The 17,234-nt window shown below is 71.6% G+C and carries 21 protein-coding genes and 2 pseudogenes; 13 read left to right on the top strand and 10 right to left on the bottom strand.

The window, feature by feature from the left end; all coding sequences use genetic code 11:
• The first annotated feature begins 160 nt into the window (after positions 1-160).
• Entirely contained in the window at positions 161-1,051 is an 891-nt protein-coding gene (locus tag AOK11_RS36960; protein WP_055598002.1) for a DMT family transporter, read from the top strand.
• A gap of 69 nt (positions 1,052-1,120) precedes the next feature.
• Positions 1,121-2,230 (top strand): P1 family peptidase, encoded by a 1,110-nt coding sequence (locus AOK11_RS36955; protein WP_055598001.1) that lies wholly within the window; start codon positions 1,121-1,123, stop codon positions 2,228-2,230.
• Between the two features lie 42 nt (positions 2,231-2,272).
• Here the strand turns inward: AOK11_RS36955 and AOK11_RS36950 are convergent, their stop codons facing one another.
• On the bottom strand, positions 2,273-3,091 hold the full coding sequence (locus AOK11_RS36950) for an SAM-dependent methyltransferase (RefSeq protein ID WP_055598000.1): 819 nt from the start codon (positions 3,089-3,091) through the stop codon (positions 2,273-2,275).
• Positions 3,092-3,482: 391 nt separating this feature from the next.
• On the opposite strand from AOK11_RS36950, the gene AOK11_RS36945 reads away from it, so the two are divergent.
• Positions 3,483-4,361, top strand: a complete 879-nt coding sequence (locus AOK11_RS36945; protein ID WP_055597999.1) for an endonuclease/exonuclease/phosphatase family protein — start codon at positions 3,483-3,485, stop codon at positions 4,359-4,361.
• Positions 4,362-4,459: 98 nt separating this feature from the next.
• On the opposite strand, the gene AOK11_RS36940 is transcribed toward AOK11_RS36945, so the two are convergent.
• Positions 4,460-4,792 (bottom strand): putative quinol monooxygenase, encoded by a 333-nt coding sequence (locus AOK11_RS36940; RefSeq protein ID WP_055597998.1) that lies wholly within the window; start codon positions 4,790-4,792, stop codon positions 4,460-4,462.
• Positions 4,793-5,138: 346 nt separating this feature from the next.
• On the bottom strand, positions 5,139-5,318 hold the full coding sequence (locus tag AOK11_RS36930) for an STAS domain-containing protein (RefSeq protein WP_055597996.1): 180 nt from the start codon (positions 5,316-5,318) through the stop codon (positions 5,139-5,141).
• A 272-nt stretch (positions 5,319-5,590) separates the two neighbouring features.
• Between AOK11_RS36930 and AOK11_RS36925 the strand changes: the two genes are divergently transcribed.
• The gene (locus tag AOK11_RS36925) at positions 5,591-6,292 is read left to right on the top strand and encodes a hypothetical protein (RefSeq protein WP_055597995.1); all 702 of its coding nucleotides are present in this window, start codon (positions 5,591-5,593) and stop codon (positions 6,290-6,292) included.
• A gap of 272 nt (positions 6,293-6,564) precedes the next feature.
• Here the strand turns inward: AOK11_RS36925 and AOK11_RS36920 are convergent, their stop codons facing one another.
• Positions 6,565-6,999 (bottom strand): DUF2267 domain-containing protein, encoded by a 435-nt coding sequence (locus AOK11_RS36920; RefSeq protein WP_055597994.1) that lies wholly within the window; start codon positions 6,997-6,999, stop codon positions 6,565-6,567.
• A 445-nt stretch (positions 7,000-7,444) separates the two neighbouring features.
• A complete protein-coding gene (locus tag AOK11_RS36915) occupies positions 7,445-7,879 on the bottom strand; it encodes an Hsp20/alpha crystallin family protein (protein ID WP_055597993.1) in 435 nt (144 codons plus the stop codon).
• Between the two features lie 133 nt (positions 7,880-8,012).
• Here AOK11_RS36915 and AOK11_RS36910 point away from each other — a divergent pair, with 133 nt between their 5' ends.
• Positions 8,013-8,705, top strand: coding sequence for a hypothetical protein (locus tag AOK11_RS36910; RefSeq protein WP_055597992.1), 693 nt, complete (start codon positions 8,013-8,015; stop codon positions 8,703-8,705).
• Positions 8,706-9,123: 418 nt separating this feature from the next.
• On the opposite strand, the gene AOK11_RS36905 is transcribed toward AOK11_RS36910, so the two are convergent.
• A complete protein-coding gene (locus AOK11_RS36905) occupies positions 9,124-9,582 on the bottom strand; it encodes a DoxX family protein (RefSeq protein WP_055597991.1) in 459 nt (152 codons plus the stop codon).
• A 451-nt stretch (positions 9,583-10,033) separates the two neighbouring features.
• Here AOK11_RS36905 and AOK11_RS36900 point away from each other — a divergent pair, with 451 nt between their 5' ends.
• The 3 genes from AOK11_RS36900 (at position 10,034) to ykgO (ending at position 11,127) form a co-directional block, all read left to right on the top strand.
• On the top strand, positions 10,034-10,477 hold the full coding sequence (locus AOK11_RS36900; RefSeq protein ID WP_055597990.1) for a hypothetical protein: 444 nt from the start codon (positions 10,034-10,036) through the stop codon (positions 10,475-10,477).
• A 274-nt stretch (positions 10,478-10,751) separates the two neighbouring features.
• Positions 10,752-10,916, top strand: a complete 165-nt coding sequence (gene rpmG / locus AOK11_RS36895; RefSeq protein ID WP_055597989.1) for a 50S ribosomal protein L33 — start codon at positions 10,752-10,754, stop codon at positions 10,914-10,916.
• Positions 10,917-11,004: 88 nt separating this feature from the next.
• Positions 11,005-11,127 (top strand): type B 50S ribosomal protein L36, encoded by a 123-nt coding sequence (ykgO, locus tag AOK11_RS36890; protein WP_055597988.1) that lies wholly within the window; start codon positions 11,005-11,007, stop codon positions 11,125-11,127.
• Between the two features lie 175 nt (positions 11,128-11,302).
• On the opposite strand, the gene AOK11_RS36885 is transcribed toward ykgO, so the two are convergent.
• The 3 genes from AOK11_RS36885 to AOK11_RS36875 form a co-directional block, all read right to left on the bottom strand.
• Complete coding sequence (locus AOK11_RS36885; protein WP_055597987.1) at positions 11,303-11,710, bottom strand: DUF4190 domain-containing protein; 408 nt, start codon at positions 11,708-11,710, stop codon at positions 11,303-11,305.
• Positions 11,711-11,736: 26 nt separating this feature from the next.
• Positions 11,737-12,609 (bottom strand): SCO4651 family lipoprotein, encoded by an 873-nt coding sequence (locus AOK11_RS36880; RefSeq protein WP_055597986.1) that lies wholly within the window; start codon positions 12,607-12,609, stop codon positions 11,737-11,739.
• Between the two features lie 240 nt (positions 12,610-12,849).
• Positions 12,850-13,272 (bottom strand): DUF6003 family protein, encoded by a 423-nt coding sequence (locus AOK11_RS36875; RefSeq protein WP_055597985.1) that lies wholly within the window; start codon positions 13,270-13,272, stop codon positions 12,850-12,852.
• A 456-nt stretch (positions 13,273-13,728) separates the two neighbouring features.
• On the opposite strand from AOK11_RS36875, the gene AOK11_RS36870 reads away from it, so the two are divergent.
• On the top strand, positions 13,729-14,454 hold the full coding sequence (locus AOK11_RS36870) for a VOC family protein (RefSeq protein ID WP_055597984.1): 726 nt from the start codon (positions 13,729-13,731) through the stop codon (positions 14,452-14,454).
• Positions 14,455-14,618: 164 nt separating this feature from the next.
• Here the strand turns inward: AOK11_RS36870 and AOK11_RS36865 are convergent.
• Positions 14,619-15,079, bottom strand: a pseudogene (locus tag AOK11_RS36865) (LuxR C-terminal-related transcriptional regulator); the annotation flags it as partial.
• 410 nt (positions 15,080-15,489) lie between these two features.
• Here AOK11_RS36865 and AOK11_RS36860 point away from each other — a divergent pair.
• From AOK11_RS36860 to AOK11_RS36845, 4 genes and pseudogenes are all read left to right on the top strand, one after another.
• Entirely contained in the window at positions 15,490-15,831 is a 342-nt protein-coding gene (locus AOK11_RS36860) for a hypothetical protein (protein WP_055597983.1), read from the top strand.
• The gene (locus tag AOK11_RS36855) at positions 15,828-16,442 is read left to right on the top strand and encodes a class F sortase (RefSeq protein ID WP_055597982.1); all 615 of its coding nucleotides are present in this window, start codon (positions 15,828-15,830) and stop codon (positions 16,440-16,442) included. The genes AOK11_RS36860 and AOK11_RS36855 overlap by 4 nt, the downstream gene beginning before the upstream one ends.
• A gap of 102 nt (positions 16,443-16,544) precedes the next feature.
• Positions 16,545-17,036: an RNA polymerase sigma factor gene (locus tag AOK11_RS36850; protein WP_055597981.1), complete on the top strand. Its 492-nt coding sequence runs from the start codon at positions 16,545-16,547 to the stop codon at positions 17,034-17,036.
• Positions 17,020-17,234: pseudogene (locus AOK11_RS36845) on the top strand (hypothetical protein); the annotation flags it as partial. The gene AOK11_RS36850 and the pseudogene AOK11_RS36845, both read left to right, overlap by 17 nt.

Here is a 17,234-nt window from a genome sequence, read left to right as displayed (position 1 = left end):
CCGGTACCCGCCGTGGCCCGGGCCGGCCGGCGGGCACACGGCGGCCGCCGTACGGGCTGCGACACGCCCCCTGCGTGTTCGCGCGCAAGGGGCACGCGGGGCACCATGGCAGGGCCTGGGGGTGGGCCGTCTCGTCATCCCGGAGGACCCCACCGTGGACATGCTGCTGTCGGTCCTGTTCGCCCTGGGCGCCGCGTTCAGCAACGCGCTCGCCACCGTCCTCCAGCGCAAGGGGGCCCTCGGTGTGCCCCGGTCCGACAAGCTGAGGGCCGGGTTGATGCTCGACCTGCTGCGGCGCCCCGTCTGGCTCGCCGGCATCGTCGCCATGATCACCGCGGCGGTCTGCCAGGCCGTGGCGCTTGCCACAGGGCCGTTGACGGTCGTTCAGCCACTGTTCGTGCTGGAGCTCCCGCTCACTCTGGCCATCGCCACGGTGGTGCTGCGGGCGCGGCTGTCCCGCACCGGCTGGGCGGCCGCCTTCGCCGTGGTGGCAGGGCTCGCTGTCGCCCTGACCGCCGCCTCGCCCGAGGGAAATCGTACGCAGGTGCCCATGGATCGCTGGATCCCCGCACTCGCCGTCTGCGCCGGCGTGATCGTCTGCCTCGTACTCGCCGCGCTCCGCCGACCAGAGGGCCGCGCCCGCGCAGCCTGCTTCGGACTGGCCACCGCTGTCGCGTACGCGATGACGGCGGCGCTGATGAAGACATCGGTGCGCACACTCGACGACAGCGGCGTCACCGCGTTCCTCACGACCTGGCAGACCTACGGCTTCGCCCTGTTCGGCGCGTCGGCGCTGTTTCTCCTGGAGAACGCGATGCAGGCGGGCCCCCTGGTCGCGTCCCAGCCCGCCATCACCCTCGGCGACGCGAGCGTGAGCCTGGCCCTCGGGATCACGGTCTACTCCGAGTCCGTGCGAACGGGCTGGTGGCTCCTGCCCCAGCTGCTGGGCGTCGCCCTGATCGTGGCAGGTGTGCTGATGCTCTCAAGGCTGCCGCTCGCCCGTTCCCTGACCGGTGAAGACCGCTCCACCGTCAACGCCGAGGCTCCGTGAGCCGTTCATGTGGACGGCTCACGGAGCTGACGGACGCCGGACGGGGCGGGACGGGTACCGTGCAGCCGTATGGAACCACCGGCTCGCCCGCAGTCCGCCGACGGCACCCGGCGCCGCGCCCGTGACCTCGGCATCGTCATCGGACGGGGCGCTCCCGGCCCCTTCAACGCGATCACCGATGTGCCGGGCGTCCGTGTCGGCCACACCACCGTCCGCCGGCCCCCGGGCGTGCACAGTGGAGTCACCGCCGTCGTGCCCGACGCCGTCGGCCCCCGCACACCGCTGCCCGCGGGAGTCTTCACCGGCAACGGCTACGGCAAGCTCATCGGCACGACGCAGCTCACCGAACTCGGCACGCTGGAGACACCGGTGCTGCTCACCTCCACCCTGTCCGCCTTCCGCGTCGCCGACGCCCTCGTCGGCTGGATGCTCGAACGGCCCGGCTGCGACGAGGTGCAAAGCCTCAACCCCGTCGTGGGGGAGTGCAACGACGGTTTCCTGTCCGACATCCGAGCCCGGCCCGTCCACGAGGAACATGTGAGGGCGGCCCTCGACGGGGCATCGGGCGGGCCGGTGGCCGAGGGCTGTGTCGGCGCGGGCACCGGCACGGTCGCCCTGGGATTCAAGGCCGGTATCGGGACCGCTTCCCGCACGCTGGATCTGGCAGGCCGGCGCTTCACCGCGGGCGTCCTGGTGCAGGCGAACTTCGGCGGCACCCTGCGGGTGCTCGGCCGCACCGTCACACCGTCACACCGCGGTCCGCGGGCCGCGGGCCGTGACACCGATGGTGGGGCGCCGGTCGCGGAGACCGGCTCCTGCATGATCGTGGTGGCCACCGACGCCCCTCTGGACGCACGTCAGCTCACCCGCGTCGCACGGCGTGCGGTCTTCGCCCTGGCCCGCACGGGCGCGGCCTACAGCCATGGCAGCGGTGACTACGCCGTGGCCTTCGGCACGAGGCCGGGCGGGGACGCTCCCGTGGCGGATGCCGATCTGGGGCCGCTGTTCGAAGCGGTTCTCGACGGCGTCGAGGAGGCGGTGCTCAACTCGTTGCTCGCCGCGACGACGGTCACCGGACCGGGTGGTCGTACGGTGCCGGTCCTTCCGGCGGACGTCCTGCTCGCCGCCCTCACGGCCCCTCCGCCCCCTCTGTCGCTTCCGGCGCCACCGACAGTCTGACCGGCGGATCCGGCAGGGGCCCCCGGTTCCGGGCGTGCGGGATCACGGCTTGCGCGCCACGCCGTCGAACAGGGCGACCTCCCCGGCGGGTTCGCCGCCGGGGGCCGGGTCGGGGTGCCAGCGGTTGCAGGAGACCACCCCGGGTTCGAGGAGCCGGAGCCCTTCGAAGAAACCGGCGACGGTGCCGGGGGGCCGTTGGGTCAGCCGCGGGATGCCGTGCTCGTTCCAGAAGGCCACCGCCGCGTCGACGTCGGGCATGTCCGGCCGGGTGATGGTGTGCGACAGCACGAGGTGACTGCCCGTCGGCAGGGCATCCACCAGACGCCGCACGATCCCGCGGGCCTCCTCGTCGTCCTCGACGAACATGACGACTCCCAGCAGGACCAGTGCCACGGGACGGCTGAGTTCGAGCAGTTTCCCGGCCTGCGCCAGGATCGTGTCGGTGTTGCGCAGGTCCTCGTCGAGGCAGGACGTACGGCCCTCGGGCGAACTGGTCAGCAGAGCCGCCGCACGGGCCAGGACGATCGGATCGTTGTCGACGGAGACGACACGGGACTCGGGGGCGAGCCGCTGGGTGACCTCGTGCGTGTTGTCGGCGGTGGGCAGCCCGGTGCTGATGTCGAGGAACTGCCGTATGCCGCACTCGGTCACCGGATACCGCACCGCACGGTGGAAGAACTGCCGGTCCGCGCGGGCGTACGCGCCGATGCCGGGGTGGAGCCTGCGGATCTCCTCTCCCACCTCCTGATCGACGACGTAGTTGTCCTTGCCGCCCAGCCAGTAGTTCCAGATCCGGGCCGTGTGCGGCAGATCGGTCCTGATCTCTTCGTCCGGCTCACTGGTGGTGGGGGTCTCGGGCATGCGACGCTCCCCTGCGAAACAGTTGGCTCCCAAGTGGGCACCTGTCCAAAGAAGTCGGGGGGTGCGAGGGCGGACACCCCACGCGGGGCGGGAGATCGGCACACCGCGAGGAGCGTCGGCCGACAGCATCCGGAAGGCGACACGACGGGGACCCCGACATCGCGACGGGGGAGAGGCGCCGGGTGACCCGATAGAGAAACCTGCCCACCTGGTACAGGTGTTGACGTACTGCCGGACGATCCGTCGTGCCGGCCGGGCCTCGTCCGTCCCGGGGCCCGCGTCCTGCCCGAGCGTTCCCGGATGTCTTCCGCCCCGTCACGCCGCGGTTCCCGTTCGGTACGACCCCGATTCCCTCCTGCGCGTTCCCACCTCCACCGGATCCGGAGAAGGCATGAAGCAGAGCTTTTCCCGCCCCGCCCGCGACGTTGCCGCCACCGCCGCGCTGGCCGCCGTCCTGTTCGCCGCGGCGGCGCCGGCGACCGCCGCGGGTGCCGGCGTCCCCGGAGCAGATGCCCCGGCGGTGCCGCTGAGGGTGGCGACCTACAACATCCACGCCGGTGCCGGTGAGGACGGGGTCTTCGACCTCGACCGCACCGCGCGGGCCCTCCGCGATCTGGACGCCGACGTGGTCGGCCTCCAGGAGGTCGACGTGCACTGGGGCGACCGCAGCGACTTCGTCGACGAGGCCCGTGCGCTGGCCGGGAAGCTGGGCATGCGGGTGTTCTTCGCACCGATCTACGATCTGGACCCGGCAGCCGAGGGTGGAGAGCGTCGGCAGTACGGTGTCGCCGTCCTGAGCCGCTACCCGGTGACCGAGGCCGAGAACCACGAGATCACCCGGCTCTCCACCCGGACACCCGACCCGGTGCCGGCCCCGATGCCCGGATTCGCCGAGGTGACGGTCAACGTCAGGGGCGCACAGGTGCACGTCTACAGCACGCACCTGGACCACCGGGCCGACCCGTCGGTCCGTGAGGCCCAGGTGGCGGACATGCTCGACGTGCTGGCCGCCGACCGCGGGCCGAAGATCCTGGTCGGCGACTTCAACGCCGAGGCGACGGCTCCGGAGCTGGCTTCACTGTGGCAGCGGCTGCGGGACGCCGACCCGGGCGGCGGGGGGACGTATCCGGCGGTCGACCCGGTCAAGCGCATCGACCTGGTGGCGGTCTCTCCCGACATCACCGTGGCGGGTGCCGAAGTCGTGGCGACGGAGGCGTCGGACCACCGTCCCGTGGTCACGGATCTGAGGATCCGCCGGCGCGGTCGCTGAACCGCCCGGAACCGGGGACGGCACCGCACCGGAGACGCCCCGGTGGCCCGCCCGGGTGACGGCGGACTGCCGACGGACGTCTGCCCCGAGGTGGTACGTCACTTTTGCTCGGAGACGCTCATCTCACCCAGAAGCGACCAGTCGTCCTGCGGAACCGTCGCGTTCACGATGCGGGGCGTCTCGGCCAGGTGGGGCGGCAGGGTCCGCTGCGCGGTCCTGAAATGCTCGGAGTGCACATGGGCCGCCCCCGCCTCGTCGTCGCGGAAGGCCTCGACCAGGACGTACTCCGTCGGGTCCTCGAGGCTGCGGGACCAGTCGAACCACAGACAGCCGGGTTCGGCCCGAGTGGCCGAGGTGAAGTCCGCGGCGATCTTCGGCCACTCGTCGGCGTACTCGGGGCGCACCCGGAACTTGGCGGTGATGAAGATCATCCTGTCTCCCTCGTCGTTCTCCGGCGCGGTCGCGCCCTCTGTCGTGGCGCTCTCCGCGCACCGGCGCGAACACTGCCACAGGGCCTGTCACATCGCCATCCGGGACCGGTTCCGCATCGCTGGGGCCGGCCGGAACACGGTCGTGGCCAAGGCACGGACCGGACCCGGCGGACCGCGGTGACCTGCTCCCGGCCGACGCGGAGCGTGCCTCGGATCCGCGATGTCCGGATGCCGTCCGGTCCACCGCTGGTCCGCGGAGCGGCGCGGTGCGGGCTCGGGGGCTGGGCGTGGTGCGTCGCCACGGCACACCGGTGCCGGGCGGGCGATCGGCAGTCCCGCCCCCGTGTCAGGTCAGGTGGTGACGGCTCTCGGCAGTCGGGCCGGCCTGCCCGGGGGTGGTCAGGTACGTGTAGGTGCCGGTGAGTTCGAGGAGGCGTCGCAGCGCCGGGCCGACATCGTCCAGGCGGAAGCCGATGCCGGCGTGACCGGCGGAGCGGTGGATCCGCAGCAGCGTCGACAGCCCCATGGAGTCGACGGTCCCCAGCTCCCGGCAGTCCAGCCGCAGGTGCCGGCCTCCTCGACGGTTCCGTCACGGCGCACGATCAGCGGCGCGGGATGCCCGGCAGAGGTCGGCCGCAGCACGACATCGTGCTCTTCACGGCGGAACAGTTCCCGCCCGATGGCCGGGCGGGCCCGTCCGATCCCGCCGAGGCGGTCACGGCAGTTCCTCACGGCGCAACCATGAGCGGGCTTCAGTCGTCGTGATCATCAACCAGTGATCCACGAGAAGGAGCATCCGTGCACGCAGACAGGCGCTGGGTAAGGTCCGTCGTCGCCGCGGCGGGGGCGGTGATGTGCTTCACCACCGCCTGCGGTGGGCCGTCGGCCCCGGCGGGCGGCGACGAGGACGTCTCCTCGCCCGGTACGTCGGCGCAGGAGCGCGCTCAAAGCACTCCTACGGCCGCGAAGAGTTCGCCGAACTCCGGGTTCGCCGCGTTCCGAGCCAAGCCCTGTCCCCGGCTCACTGACGCCGACGAGACCAACGGCCATCTGATCACCACGGTCGCCGGCCCGCGGGAAGGCGTCACTGTCCACCCCGGCGGCGAACCGCAGACCGTCCTCGTCAAGCTCTGCAACACCACAGGCGAGGCACTGCGCGACATCGCGCTCTCCGCGCAGGTCGAGTTGAACTACGCGGGCGAGAAGTCGCCCGAGCTGACGGTGCAGCGGCGTGAGGCGCCCGACGGCGACTGGCATCCCGTGGACCTGATCGTGGTCAACGACTACCAGCCGTTGACCGGCGCTTCCGGCGCCCGGGACCTGCCGGCCCACGGCACCCGCATCGTGGAGTACCGGATCAGCGCCGCCGAGAGTGCCCCCACGGGCCGGGGGTGGCTGGGTATCCATGCCATCCGGGCCGACGCGGACCCGCTCGACATGGAGGACATGAGGGGCGGCGGCAGCGGGGGATTCCAGCTCACCACAGCCCCTCGCGAGTAAGGGCTCGAGAACGCGCCGGCCGTCGCCGCCCGGTGAGGGACGACTCACCTGTATGACTACCTCGCAGACCGGCGGGCGGAGATCACCCGCCTGCCGGTCCGTCGCTTTCCCGCCCCGTTCCTGCACCGGCAACCGACCGGCCGGCGCCACCCGTACACCCTCAACCCCGACGGGCCGATCCGGCACGCCGCAAAGGCCGGTCTCCTCGTCCGCGACGTCGTTCAGCCGCGGTGTCCCAGCGCCGTTCCGCAGCAGCGCACCGCCCCCACGGGTCAGGCCGCCCGGGTGAGTTCGGCGCGGCCGAACAGCAGGGCGTAACCGGTGGGGAGCCGGGTGAGGACACGGTCGAGGAGCTTCTCGCCGGCGAGCTGGGCGACGACGCGAAGGACGGTACCGGTGTCCCAGCGGGTGGTGGCTGTCGTGCCGCCGGTGCGGCCCGACAGGTCCTCGACGAAACCCCAGCCGGTGAGGGGTTCGGTGGTGGGTGTCTCCGACGTGAGGATGGCGGCGGCCTCGTGCGGCAGCCCGGCCGCGAGGTCCACGCGCACGTCGCCCGTCAACTGCCGCCCGAGGGAGGCCAGCACGGCGCGCACGGCCTCCTCGGCCCGTGCGCGGGTGGGGTACGCGCCTTCGTACCGCACTCTTTCCAGCATCTGCTCGAAGGTCATGCTGACGGTCGGCCGGTACGGCTTCTGCCGGGGAATCATCGGTGACGCGGTTGCCTTTCTCGGTGGGGAATGGGGGAGGGGGAGGCGGTGGCCGGGGTGCTCCCGCCGGCCACCGATGTCGTTCGGCCGGGGAACCCGGTCGGTGAAAGGGATGTCGCTGCCTCCGGGCCGTACGTGCCGGCCGGCCGGCAGCAGGCCGTGGCCCGCCGGGACCGGAGCAGGACCCGGCGGGTGAGCTCTTCGCCCACGGTGTCCGAGGCCGCGCCCGGTACAGCGCGCCCTCGGCACCGCGCGGGCCGCTCGCTTCGGCTTCCCGGTGCCTTCGTAGGGCCGAGCCCCTTGACCTGGTCCGGGAACGCCTCCCCTCGTACGGCCGTCGTTGCGTTCTTGCATGCAACTCGGCGAGCGGAGGGGAGGGGAAGGAGCACGGGGGCGGCCGCAGGGCAGGCCGTCTCCCCCGTTCTCCGCGCGGCCGGGAGGGGGTTCAGCCGCTGATCTCCTTGTGGGCGGAACCGCCGCCGATGGCGATCCTGCGCGGCTTGGCGCGCTCGGCGATCGGGATACGCAGGGTCAGCACGCCCGCGTCGTAGTCCGCCTTGATGTGCTCGGTGTCCAGGGTGTCGGCCAGCACGACCTGGCGGGAGAAGACTCCCAGAGGCCGCTCGGAGAGCTCCATCTGTACGTCGTCCGCCTTGGTGACGGGCCGCCGCTCGGCCTTGACGGTCAGCATGTTCCGCTCGACGTCGATCTCGATCGCGTCGGGGGAGACGCCGGGCAGGTCGAGGGCGATCACGTACTCCTCGCCCTCGCGGTAGGCGTCCATGGGCATCGCGGACGGCCGCGACCAGGTGCCGGTCGTGTTCAGGAGCTGCTGGGTGAGTCGATCGAGCTCACGGAACGGGTCGGTGCGCATCAACATCGTGAAACACCTCCAGTGTTCAGGTCAGGCACTGTGCTGCCAATGCGGTTCACCTGCCTTCGTTGTAACATGTCATCCAAGTGATGACAAGTTGAATGTCATCGAGGTGACGACGAAGTCTGCTGGAGATTCCATGACCGATGACGATCGACCCGCCCCGCGCGCCCGCGGTCTCACTCCCACGTCCTTCCTCGCCGCCGCCGCGCTGACCACGATCCACGAAGCCCTGCGCACGGCCAGGACATCGCAGGACGGGGAGCAGCCCGAGCCCGCCCAGGCCGGCTCGGAGCAGGCACTCGCCGCGCTTCTGCTGCTCCGCGAAGTCCGCGATCAGCTCGCCGGGTGGGAACCGGGCCTGATCGAAGAGGCCCGGGAGGCGGGAGCCAGCTGGGCCGACCTCGCCCACCCCCTGGGCGTCTCCAGCCGCCAGGCCGCGGAACGCCGTTACCTGCGCGTACGTCCCGGACAGCCGGGGTCCACGGGCGAACAGCGGGTGCGGGCCACCCGCGACCGCCGCGCCGCCGACCGCACCGTCACCGCATGGGCCCGCGCCAACGCCGCAGACCTGCGCCGGCTCGCCGGCCAGATCACCGCGCTCCCCGATCTCCCCGCCGCCGCCCGCACCCCTCTCGCCGAACTCACCGCAGCCCTCGCCGAGAACGACGCCGCCGCCCTCGTCGGCCCTTTGACGGTGACGCGCGCGCATCTGGCGTCCGACCACCCCGACCTGGCGGCGCGCGTCGATGACGTCACCCGCCATACCGACCGGCTCCGCCGGCACAGCGGCGACCGGCGCCAAGAGTCTCGGAAGCCACCGGAGCGCTGAGCATGACCGGCGGCAACCCGCCCCGACGGCCGGTGACATCACTTCTCACCCGGATCGATCAGGCGTGGCCGAACCAGGGGCACGCGTTCCCCGGGCCACGACTCCACCGCCTCGCCGGGGCGCGGATCACTACGGATCACCGCGGATCGCAGGGGGCCGCCCGCCCTCGTCGAGGCGACCGGTCGCAGCCGCCCGTGTGCGCGGGAACGGGACCGACGGAGTGGAACTCGCCGCAGAGGGCTCGGCAGGGTGCTCGGTGAGACGGTTTCGCCGGACCGGCCGGCGGGCGGCACCCACCACGCGTGGGCGCCGCAGAGCGGCCTCGATCCGGTCGTCCCGGTCGTCGCCGCGTCGGCGGAGCAGCAGGATCGGTTGCGGCGCGGAGATCCGGTGCCGGACGTTTTCGTCCCGGCGCCGCCTACTCGCCCACCCGCTGCTCGGGCTCCGGACGCGCGGACGGCCGGACGCCGGTCTCCCCCCGGCCTACGAGGCCCGACAGGGACAGGGCGCCCGGTCCGAAGAACACGATGAGCAGGAATCCCCAGCAGAAGAGGGCAGGGGCGAGGCCGCCGTTCTGCAGCGGGAACAGACCGTCCTTCTGGTGCTCGGTGAAGTAGGCGAAGGCCATGATGCCCGAGCTGACGAAGGCGGCGCTGCGCGTCGTGACTCCCAGGAGGATGAGGACGCCGCACGTCAGCTCGATCACCCCGGCGTACCAGAACGGCCAGTCGCCCACCGGGCTGGCCGTTCGGTCCAGCACCCCGAAGACCGTGGCAGCGCCCTCACTGGTGAACAGCAGACCCAGGACCATACGGAACAGGCCCAGTACGAGGGGCTGGCGGCTCGTCAGCCGGTCGCTGATGCGTGCGGTGCTCATCGGGCACTCCTTGAAGAGGTCGCTGTGTGTCGGGTGCTTCGGGTTCCGCGGTATGCGGGCGTGCGTGTTCTCCCGTCCTCCCTACGCATGCGCGGCCCGGCGGGTTCAGGCGTGTCACGAGGTTCTCGCAAGTCATCACGTTCCGTTTCCCCGAAGGCAGGGTCGCCCCAGGTCTCGAAGCGAGGACGCAGGCCTGTCGTCCGAACGGCTGACGGGGCCGTGAGCCTCCTTGGAACGCCTCTCGACCCTGGCCGGTGCGGTGGTGGGCCGGGACCGGAAGCGCCTGGCGGCCCGGCGCGATGCGACGTCGCCGAGGGCCGGTCCTGCCCGGTGACCGGCCAGGCGTCGAGCAGGGCGTCGTCCTCTTCACCGCGGCGTTCCTGCTCCCGGAGACAGGCTGCGGTCCGGTCGGCGTAGCCTTCCCGGCCCTCCTCGGGGAATCCGTCTTCGTATGAACACCGACGCACAGCACCCCGACCCTGAGCACCGCCGCCCGGACGGCGTGTCCGACACGACGGTCGAAGCCCTGGGCAGGCTGTCGAAGGCGCTGGAAACCGCCGAGCGGGCCCGTGGCGCGCTCTACACGTTCCATCAGCTGACCGGCAGTGCCGACCTCACTCTCGACGACGCGGTGCGTCTGCTCCGTGAGGCCGGCCACGAAGAGCAGGCCGACCAGGTGGAGCGCGAGATCCTCGGCCGCAACGTGATTCCGGGCCACTGGACCTTCCAGATCGTCGAGGCGTACAACGCCACGTACTACCGGCCCTTTCAACAGATCGAGCAGGAGATCCGGCAGGAGCTGGCCGAGGGGCGCGACCACCTGTACGAGGCGGAGATGAAGGAGGCCCGCCGTACCCGGCACCACCCCGACCACACTGCCCGCCCCGCCACCTGACCCTGCTCGGCACGGTGCCCCCGGGCCCCATGGACGGTCTGCAGGGGTGATCGTCCGGCCGAAGCCCCGCAGAGCCTTTCGCCGCGCAGGCGACCGCTCTCCATGATCTCTTGCGCATGGCTTCGGCCCGCCCGGCGAGGCACCGGGCGCGGAGCGGGCGGCGGTCCCGGCCCACTGAACGCGGGATGCGGAATACGGCGCCCACCGATGCCGTTGACCATTACGTCTGACATGCCCGATTCAATGGCTCGGGTGATGGCGAAAGGAGCACCTCATGGCACGCAGCACTGCACGGCCGGTCGTCAAGCTGAAGTCGACGGTGGGCACGGGAGTCACCTACGTGACCCGCAAGAACCGTCTGAACGACCCCGACCGGCTGGTCCTGCGGAAGTACGACCCGGTCGCCGGTGAGCACGTCCTCTTCCGCGAAGAACGATGACACCTGCCTCCGTCGCCCCGCGGCGGAGGCCTCCGAGGGGGGAAACCGACGGTGGCCCCCTCGTTCGACCCCGCGGAAGGAGACCGTGATGAAGGTACGCAAGTCCTTGCGCGCGTTGAAGGCCAAGCCGGGCGCCCAGGTGGTGCGCCGGCGCGGCGTGACGTTCGTGATCAACAAGAAGGATCCGCGTTTCAAGGCCCGCCAGGGCTGACGAGCCGCTTCGCCCACCGGACGGCCCGGCACCGCGCTCGCGGTGCCGGGCCGTCCGGTGGGTCGGCGGGGGAGCGGGGCGAGAGGCCGGCCAGTGGTCAACCGGTGCTCACACGGCGTCGTCGAAGAGACCCGCACCTCCCGGAGGAGCCCGTCCCGGCCCCGGTCACCGGGGCTCACCGGTTGTCGACGTCCCGGTCGAAGTCCTTCGCGCACTGCTGCCGGTCGGCTTCGGTGTCGGCGTGCTCGACACAGTCGGTGTAGTTCTTGAATTCGTCGCTGTTGAACACGGCCGCGCCCACCGCCAGAAGCACCGAGGAGGTGATGAGCACGAGCGCGCCGATCACCGCGCCGATCACGGACATCGTTCCGTTGGTGGCCACGCCGCGTTTCTTGCGCCGGTAGCCGAGCACTCCGAAGACCAGCGCCAGCAGACCGAGCACGATCCCGCCGAACACGGTCCAGAACAATACGGCGCCGACCAGTCCCAGAACGAGAGCCGCGATACCGAACCCGTTGCGGCGTTCCCCCGGACCGGCGGGCCCGCCCTGCCATCCCCCGTGGTGCCCTTGCGTCGATGTCATGGTCGCTACCTCCGGTACGAGACGGATCAGTTCTGCGTCTGCCCGCGTTCGAGGGCCTTCTGGGTCAGGTCGGTGACCTGCCGGGACGGCGGTGCCTCCGCCTTCACGTCCGTACCGAAGTCACTGAACTCCATGACGGTGCGCACCTTCGCCGACTGAGGAGACGACGAGGCCCGGTCCGTGGCGCCGTCCTCCGCGGGGGCCTTGAGCGTCATGTCGATCTGCTGCCGCCGGATGCGGCCGTCGTCGTCGAGCCACACGCCCATCGGCAGCGTCGGACCGAGTTGTCGCCGCAGAGTGGCGCCGTCGGGGAGTTCGGCGACATCGACGGCGACCCGGTAGTGGGTGGTGTTCACCCCGCCGACCTTGGCGGTGCCCTCGCGGGTGACATCCTTGTCGTCGATCGCTTTGGCGAACGCGGCTGCTTGGGCGGGATCGTTCACGGACTGGTCCCCGACTCCTTGGCGCTCGGCCACCTTCTGCACATCGATCTTGATCCACGGCTTGCCGCCCGGGGCCTCACTTCGGGGAAGCCTCTGGTAGAGCACCTGATCGACTACCCGCTGTTCGATGCGCTCGCCCTGGGCGCTGAGGGTCATGACGCTGTCACCGTCCCCCAGGTCGACGGTTCCCCGGCCGTTCACCGTCACCGAGGTGCCGCCGGCCGAAGTCTGCACGCGCAGCGTCACCCGCGCGGTGTCCTGCTCGGCCGTCTTGTCGTAGGCGGAACGGACGGCCTCCGTGCCCTGCTCCCGAGCGCTGGACGTCTCCTTTCCCGCCGACGGGCCCTTCCCTTCCGCGGAGTCGCCGTCATTGCCGCAACCGACCAGCACTGTGCCGGCCAGAACACCGGCCACGGTCGCCGTACCCACCCGGATGCTGCCGCCTGGCCCGACCATGTGATGTGTCTCCTCTCAGGTGCGGTGCGCCGGCCCACCGCGGTACCGGTATGGTGTCCCGACTGCCCCTGTTTGCGGAGAAAGCTCTTGCGGAGCTGGAATTTGACGTTGCGTCACCGTGCCCGCCGACCCGAGGAAACCCGGGCACGGCCGCGGCGGCCGGAGGGTGGGTCACCGGGGCTCGCGGCGCGTCACCGTCGGCCGGGACCCAGTCACGGCCACGGCCCGGCGGGGGAGGTGTCAGTGCGCCAACGCCTTGACGGCGGCCAGGTCTTCACCGGTCAGTTCCGCGATGCGGTGCGCCGGCACCCCGGCTGCCAGAGCACGGACGAGCAGCGCGTCCCTGCCGTCCGCGGAGGAACGGTAGGCCAGCAGTTCCTCCTCCAGCCGGGCGACGTCGTGCGGCGCGGTATGGCGGCGTACGCGGCTCAACTCCTCCTCCCCGAGGGGGACGGGCAGCCGCTCGACGTCGTCGGGAAGGGCTGCCGTCTCCTCGGGCGGCACCAGCCGGAGGCCGGGGGACGTCACGGTGACACCCTGCGCTTGCAGCCACGCCCGGACCGCAGGGGTCTCCATACAGGCCAGTTCCCCGACGGCCGCGGGGGGCACGCCGAGCGTCACGGCCGTGCCGTTCAGCAGGACGAGGTAGGCGTCATCGGTCATCCTCGGTTCCTTACGGGAGAAGTTCTTGTCCTGACGGCACCCCCTATACCCCCCATCGGCCGTCTCACTACCACTCCCGACCGGCCGTCGGCCGTCCGCACCTGCCGCGCGGCGGATGGTCGAACACCCGCGTCGTCGAGGACGGGGCCGGCCGGCCCCTACAGGTCCGCCACCCGGTCGGCGGCCGCTCGTGCGGCTTCCGCGGATTCGACGCCCTGTACCAGCAGGCACACTTCCCGGCCACGGTCCGCCGAACCCGTACCGACCGGCTCGCCCGGCTCCTGTCCGCGGAGGACTGTGGCGACGGCGGCGAGCGGGAGAAAACGAGTTGACCGGGTGACGCCGCACCGGCAGGCTCCCTCCACGACCTGGACGAGGCCCTGTTGCCGGCGGACTGCCCCCACTTCCCGATCGGCAGGTGGGGGGCAGTGATGCGGCGGATCGGAGATGCGGGAAATGACGTCTCAGCTCCATGCCCTCTGCTTCGGTGCGAACGATCCCCTCGGTCTCTCGCACTTCTGGGCCGGCGTCCTGGGCCGGGAGACGGCCGACGAATCCGACGGCGGGCCCACTCTCCTGCCGAACGACGACACCGGGTTCCGGATCCGGTTCCTCCCGACCCGGGAACAGAAGTCGGGCCAGAACCGGATGCACTTCGACCTGACGAGCACGTCCCCCGACGACCAGCAGCAGGTGGTGGAAAGGGCGCTCGGGCTCGGCGCCCGCCACATCGACATCGGTCAACGCCCCGAGGAGGGGCATGTGGTGCTCGCCGACCCCGAAGGCAACGAGTTCTGTGTCATCGAACCGGGCAACAGCTTCCTCGCCGACTGCGGATTCATCGGAGCACTCGCATGCGACGGTTCACAGGAGGTCGGGTACTTCTGGAGCCGGGCCCTGGGCTGGCCTTTGGTCTGGGACCAGGACCAGGAGACCGCGATCCGCTCACCGCGAGGCGGCCCGAAGATCACGTGGGGTGGGCCGCCGCTGATGCCGAGGACCGGGAAGAACCGGCTGCACTTCGACCTTGCCCCACCCGCCCACGGTGATCAGCAGGCAGAGGTCGACCGTCTCGTCTCCCTCGGGGCGACGCACATCGACGTCGGCCGGGGCGAGGTCGACCGGGTGGTGATGGCCGATCCCGACGGCCATGAGTTCTGTGTGCTGACGCCCCGGGACTGAAGGAGAACGGCTACCGCTTCGGAGGCGCTCCTGTCCGGGCCGGGTGGTCCCGGCCCTCCCGGTGGGGAGGCTTCGCGCGGGGAAGGCAGTGGCTTCCCCGCTTCTCCTTCGCCACTGCGCCCCAGCGGTCCGCGTCTTCGTTGCCAGTCCCTCGCAGTGGCGCCTCAGGTCACCAGCCCTCGACGGTAGGCGTGGGCGACGGCCTGAACACGGTCGCGAAGCCGGGTTCGGCGAGGACGCGTGGCACGAAGGTCTTGACGGTCTCCTGGCCCATCAGGAGAGCTGCGGCGATCTCGGTACGGGAGAGGCCGTCCGCGATGAGGCGGAGAACCTCCCCCTCGCGGTGGGCCGGCGAAATGTCGTGCGCGGTGTCCTCGGCGGGCCGGATCCGGGCGGGGTATCCGCCCACGAGACGGCGCGCCGCCTGCGGGTCCAGCAGTGCCGCACCGATGACCACCGTCCTTGCGCCGTGCAGCAGTTGGGCCGACGGCGCGTCCTTGAGCGGAAATCCGCCCGCTCCGGCGCGCAGCACCTCGCAGACGTACTCGTCCAGGTTGAACGTGGTCACCACGAGCACCTTGACGGGGTGTTCCACCCCGGCCCCGGCTCCCTCCCGGGCGAACTCCGTGACCGGACGGTGCTGGGTCCGCCGTCCTGTCTACCTGTAGACCAACACGCCCGGCACGGCCGACAGGACACCGAGGGCGAGTGCCGGTCAGGGATTCCCTTCCACCGCGGCCGCCCCGACGCTGTCCGTCCGGCGGCCGGGGCCCGTCACCGCGCAGTGGACACCTGCGTGCGGCTCGCACGGGTGCAGGACCCGGGCCCGCAGGGCCGGCGGAACTCGTCGACGTCCGGGAAGCGGCCCCCGGAGGGGCCCTCCTGCACCATCGGCGGACACCGCACGGTCGCATCGCACCACAGGGCTTTACCTTCTCTTTACAACCCGTGCTGCCGCTGCCTCGTCTCTCCGCACGATTCATGACTGAGCCCGCCGGGTCACCGTGCGGGCGAACCGATGAAAGAGAGCGTTCCATGCGCCGAACCGTTTTCAGCGCCGCGGCACTCGCGTGCACCGCCGTGTTGGCGAGCGCGGTACCCGCGTTCGCCGACGACCCGACTCCCGTCGCCGAGGCCACAGCGACCCCGAGCGTGTCACCGGCGCCGACCGATTCCCCGGAGCCGGCTCCGGCCGAGGAGGGGAGCACGGGCGGGGTCTCCGTCGTTCCGAGCGGAGCGCCCGACACCGGTGCGGCACCGGAGTCGGCGCAGTCCGGAGCCGAGGCCGGGCTGATCGGCGGGGGTGCCACCGCGGTGCTCGCCGCCGGGGGCGCGGCGGTGTTCCTCGTACGCCGCCGGCGGGCGACCGGGGCATGACGTCGCTCTCCAGGCGCGCGTTCGTCACCGCGGCGACGGCCTCGTTGCTCGTCGGCTGCGGTGGCGGCGACCGGACCGGCCGGGCCACGCCCGAACGCCGGGAGAGCACGTCACCGTCTTCGCGGCCTCCCGCCAAGGCGACGCGCGCACTTGGGCGTTCGGTCCCCGTCGGCTTGGAGATCCCGGCCATCGGGGTCGACACCCCGGTCATGCAGCTGGGGCTGGCCCGGGACCGCACCGTGCAGGTTCCCCCGCTCACGGCCGACGACGTGGCGGGCTGGTACCGGCACTCACCGACGCCCGGCCGGCTCGGCCCGTCGGTGATCCTCGGACACGTCACGGTCGGCGTCCACGGGGACGGTGTCTTCCGCCACCTCACGCGGCTGCGCCGCAGCGACCGGATCGTGGCACGCCTGGAGAACGGCACGGCGGCGGTGTTCGCCGTCGACTCGATCCGGACGGTCGCCAAGGCGGACTTCCCGACGGACGCGGTCTACGGAAACGTGGACCGTCCGGAGCTGCGGCTCATCACGTGCGGCGGCCCGCGCACCGGTGAGGAGTACCGCGACAACGTGATCGTCTTCGCCGCGCTGAGCTCGGCGAGTCCCTGATCCGCCACAAGGGTCCCGGGCCGGCGGACTGTGTGCCGGCGGCCCGGGCCCCTTTCCGCGAGTGGCACCCCGTCATCGGTACCACCACGACCATGGAGAGCATTGAAACGGTCCCGCGAGAAGGCAGCGTCCGAGCTGTTCGCCGCCCTCTACCCGCGTCTCGCCGGCTGGTGCCGCCGGCTGGTCGACGACGACGAGACGGCCCACGAGATCGCCTCGGAGGCGTTCACCCGGCTGTGGGCCCGCTGGACCTCCGTGACGGAACCGCGGGGCTTCCTCTACGTCACCGCGGCCAACCTCGTCCGGGACCACTGGCGCAAACTGGAGCGCGAACGCAGAGCGGTACACCGTGTCACCGCGGAAGCCGCCGTCCGTCCGCACAGCGAACCCGCCGACCCGTCCGTACGCTTGCTCGTGCAGTCGCTGCCGGAACGACTGCGCGTCCCGATCCTGCTGCACTATTACGCCGACATGCCGATCCGGGAGGTCTCCGTGGTGACCGGGCGCAAGGAAGGAACCGTCAAGGCAGACCTCCACGCGGCCCGCGAACTGCTCCGCGCCCACCTGGGGAGAAGCCTTGATCACACACTCTGACGATGGTCCGGACTTCGAACCCGGCGATCCCCTCGCCGTCATCCTGCGGCCGGCCTCCGACTACCTCGGCCCGCCCCCCGGCCGGTACGAGGAGATCCGCCGCGCCGCGGCGCGCCGTCGGCGGGTCCGCGCCGTGGTCGGGGTCGGTGTGTCGTGCGCCGTCGCCGTCCTCGTCGCCCTCGTCGCCCAGCCGCTCCA

This window comes from Streptomyces hirsutus, assembly GCF_001418415.1.
GTDB lineage: Bacteria > Actinomycetota > Actinomycetes > Streptomycetales > Streptomycetaceae > Streptomyces > Streptomyces hirsutus.
This window is presented reverse-complemented; position numbering and strand designations above follow the sequence as displayed.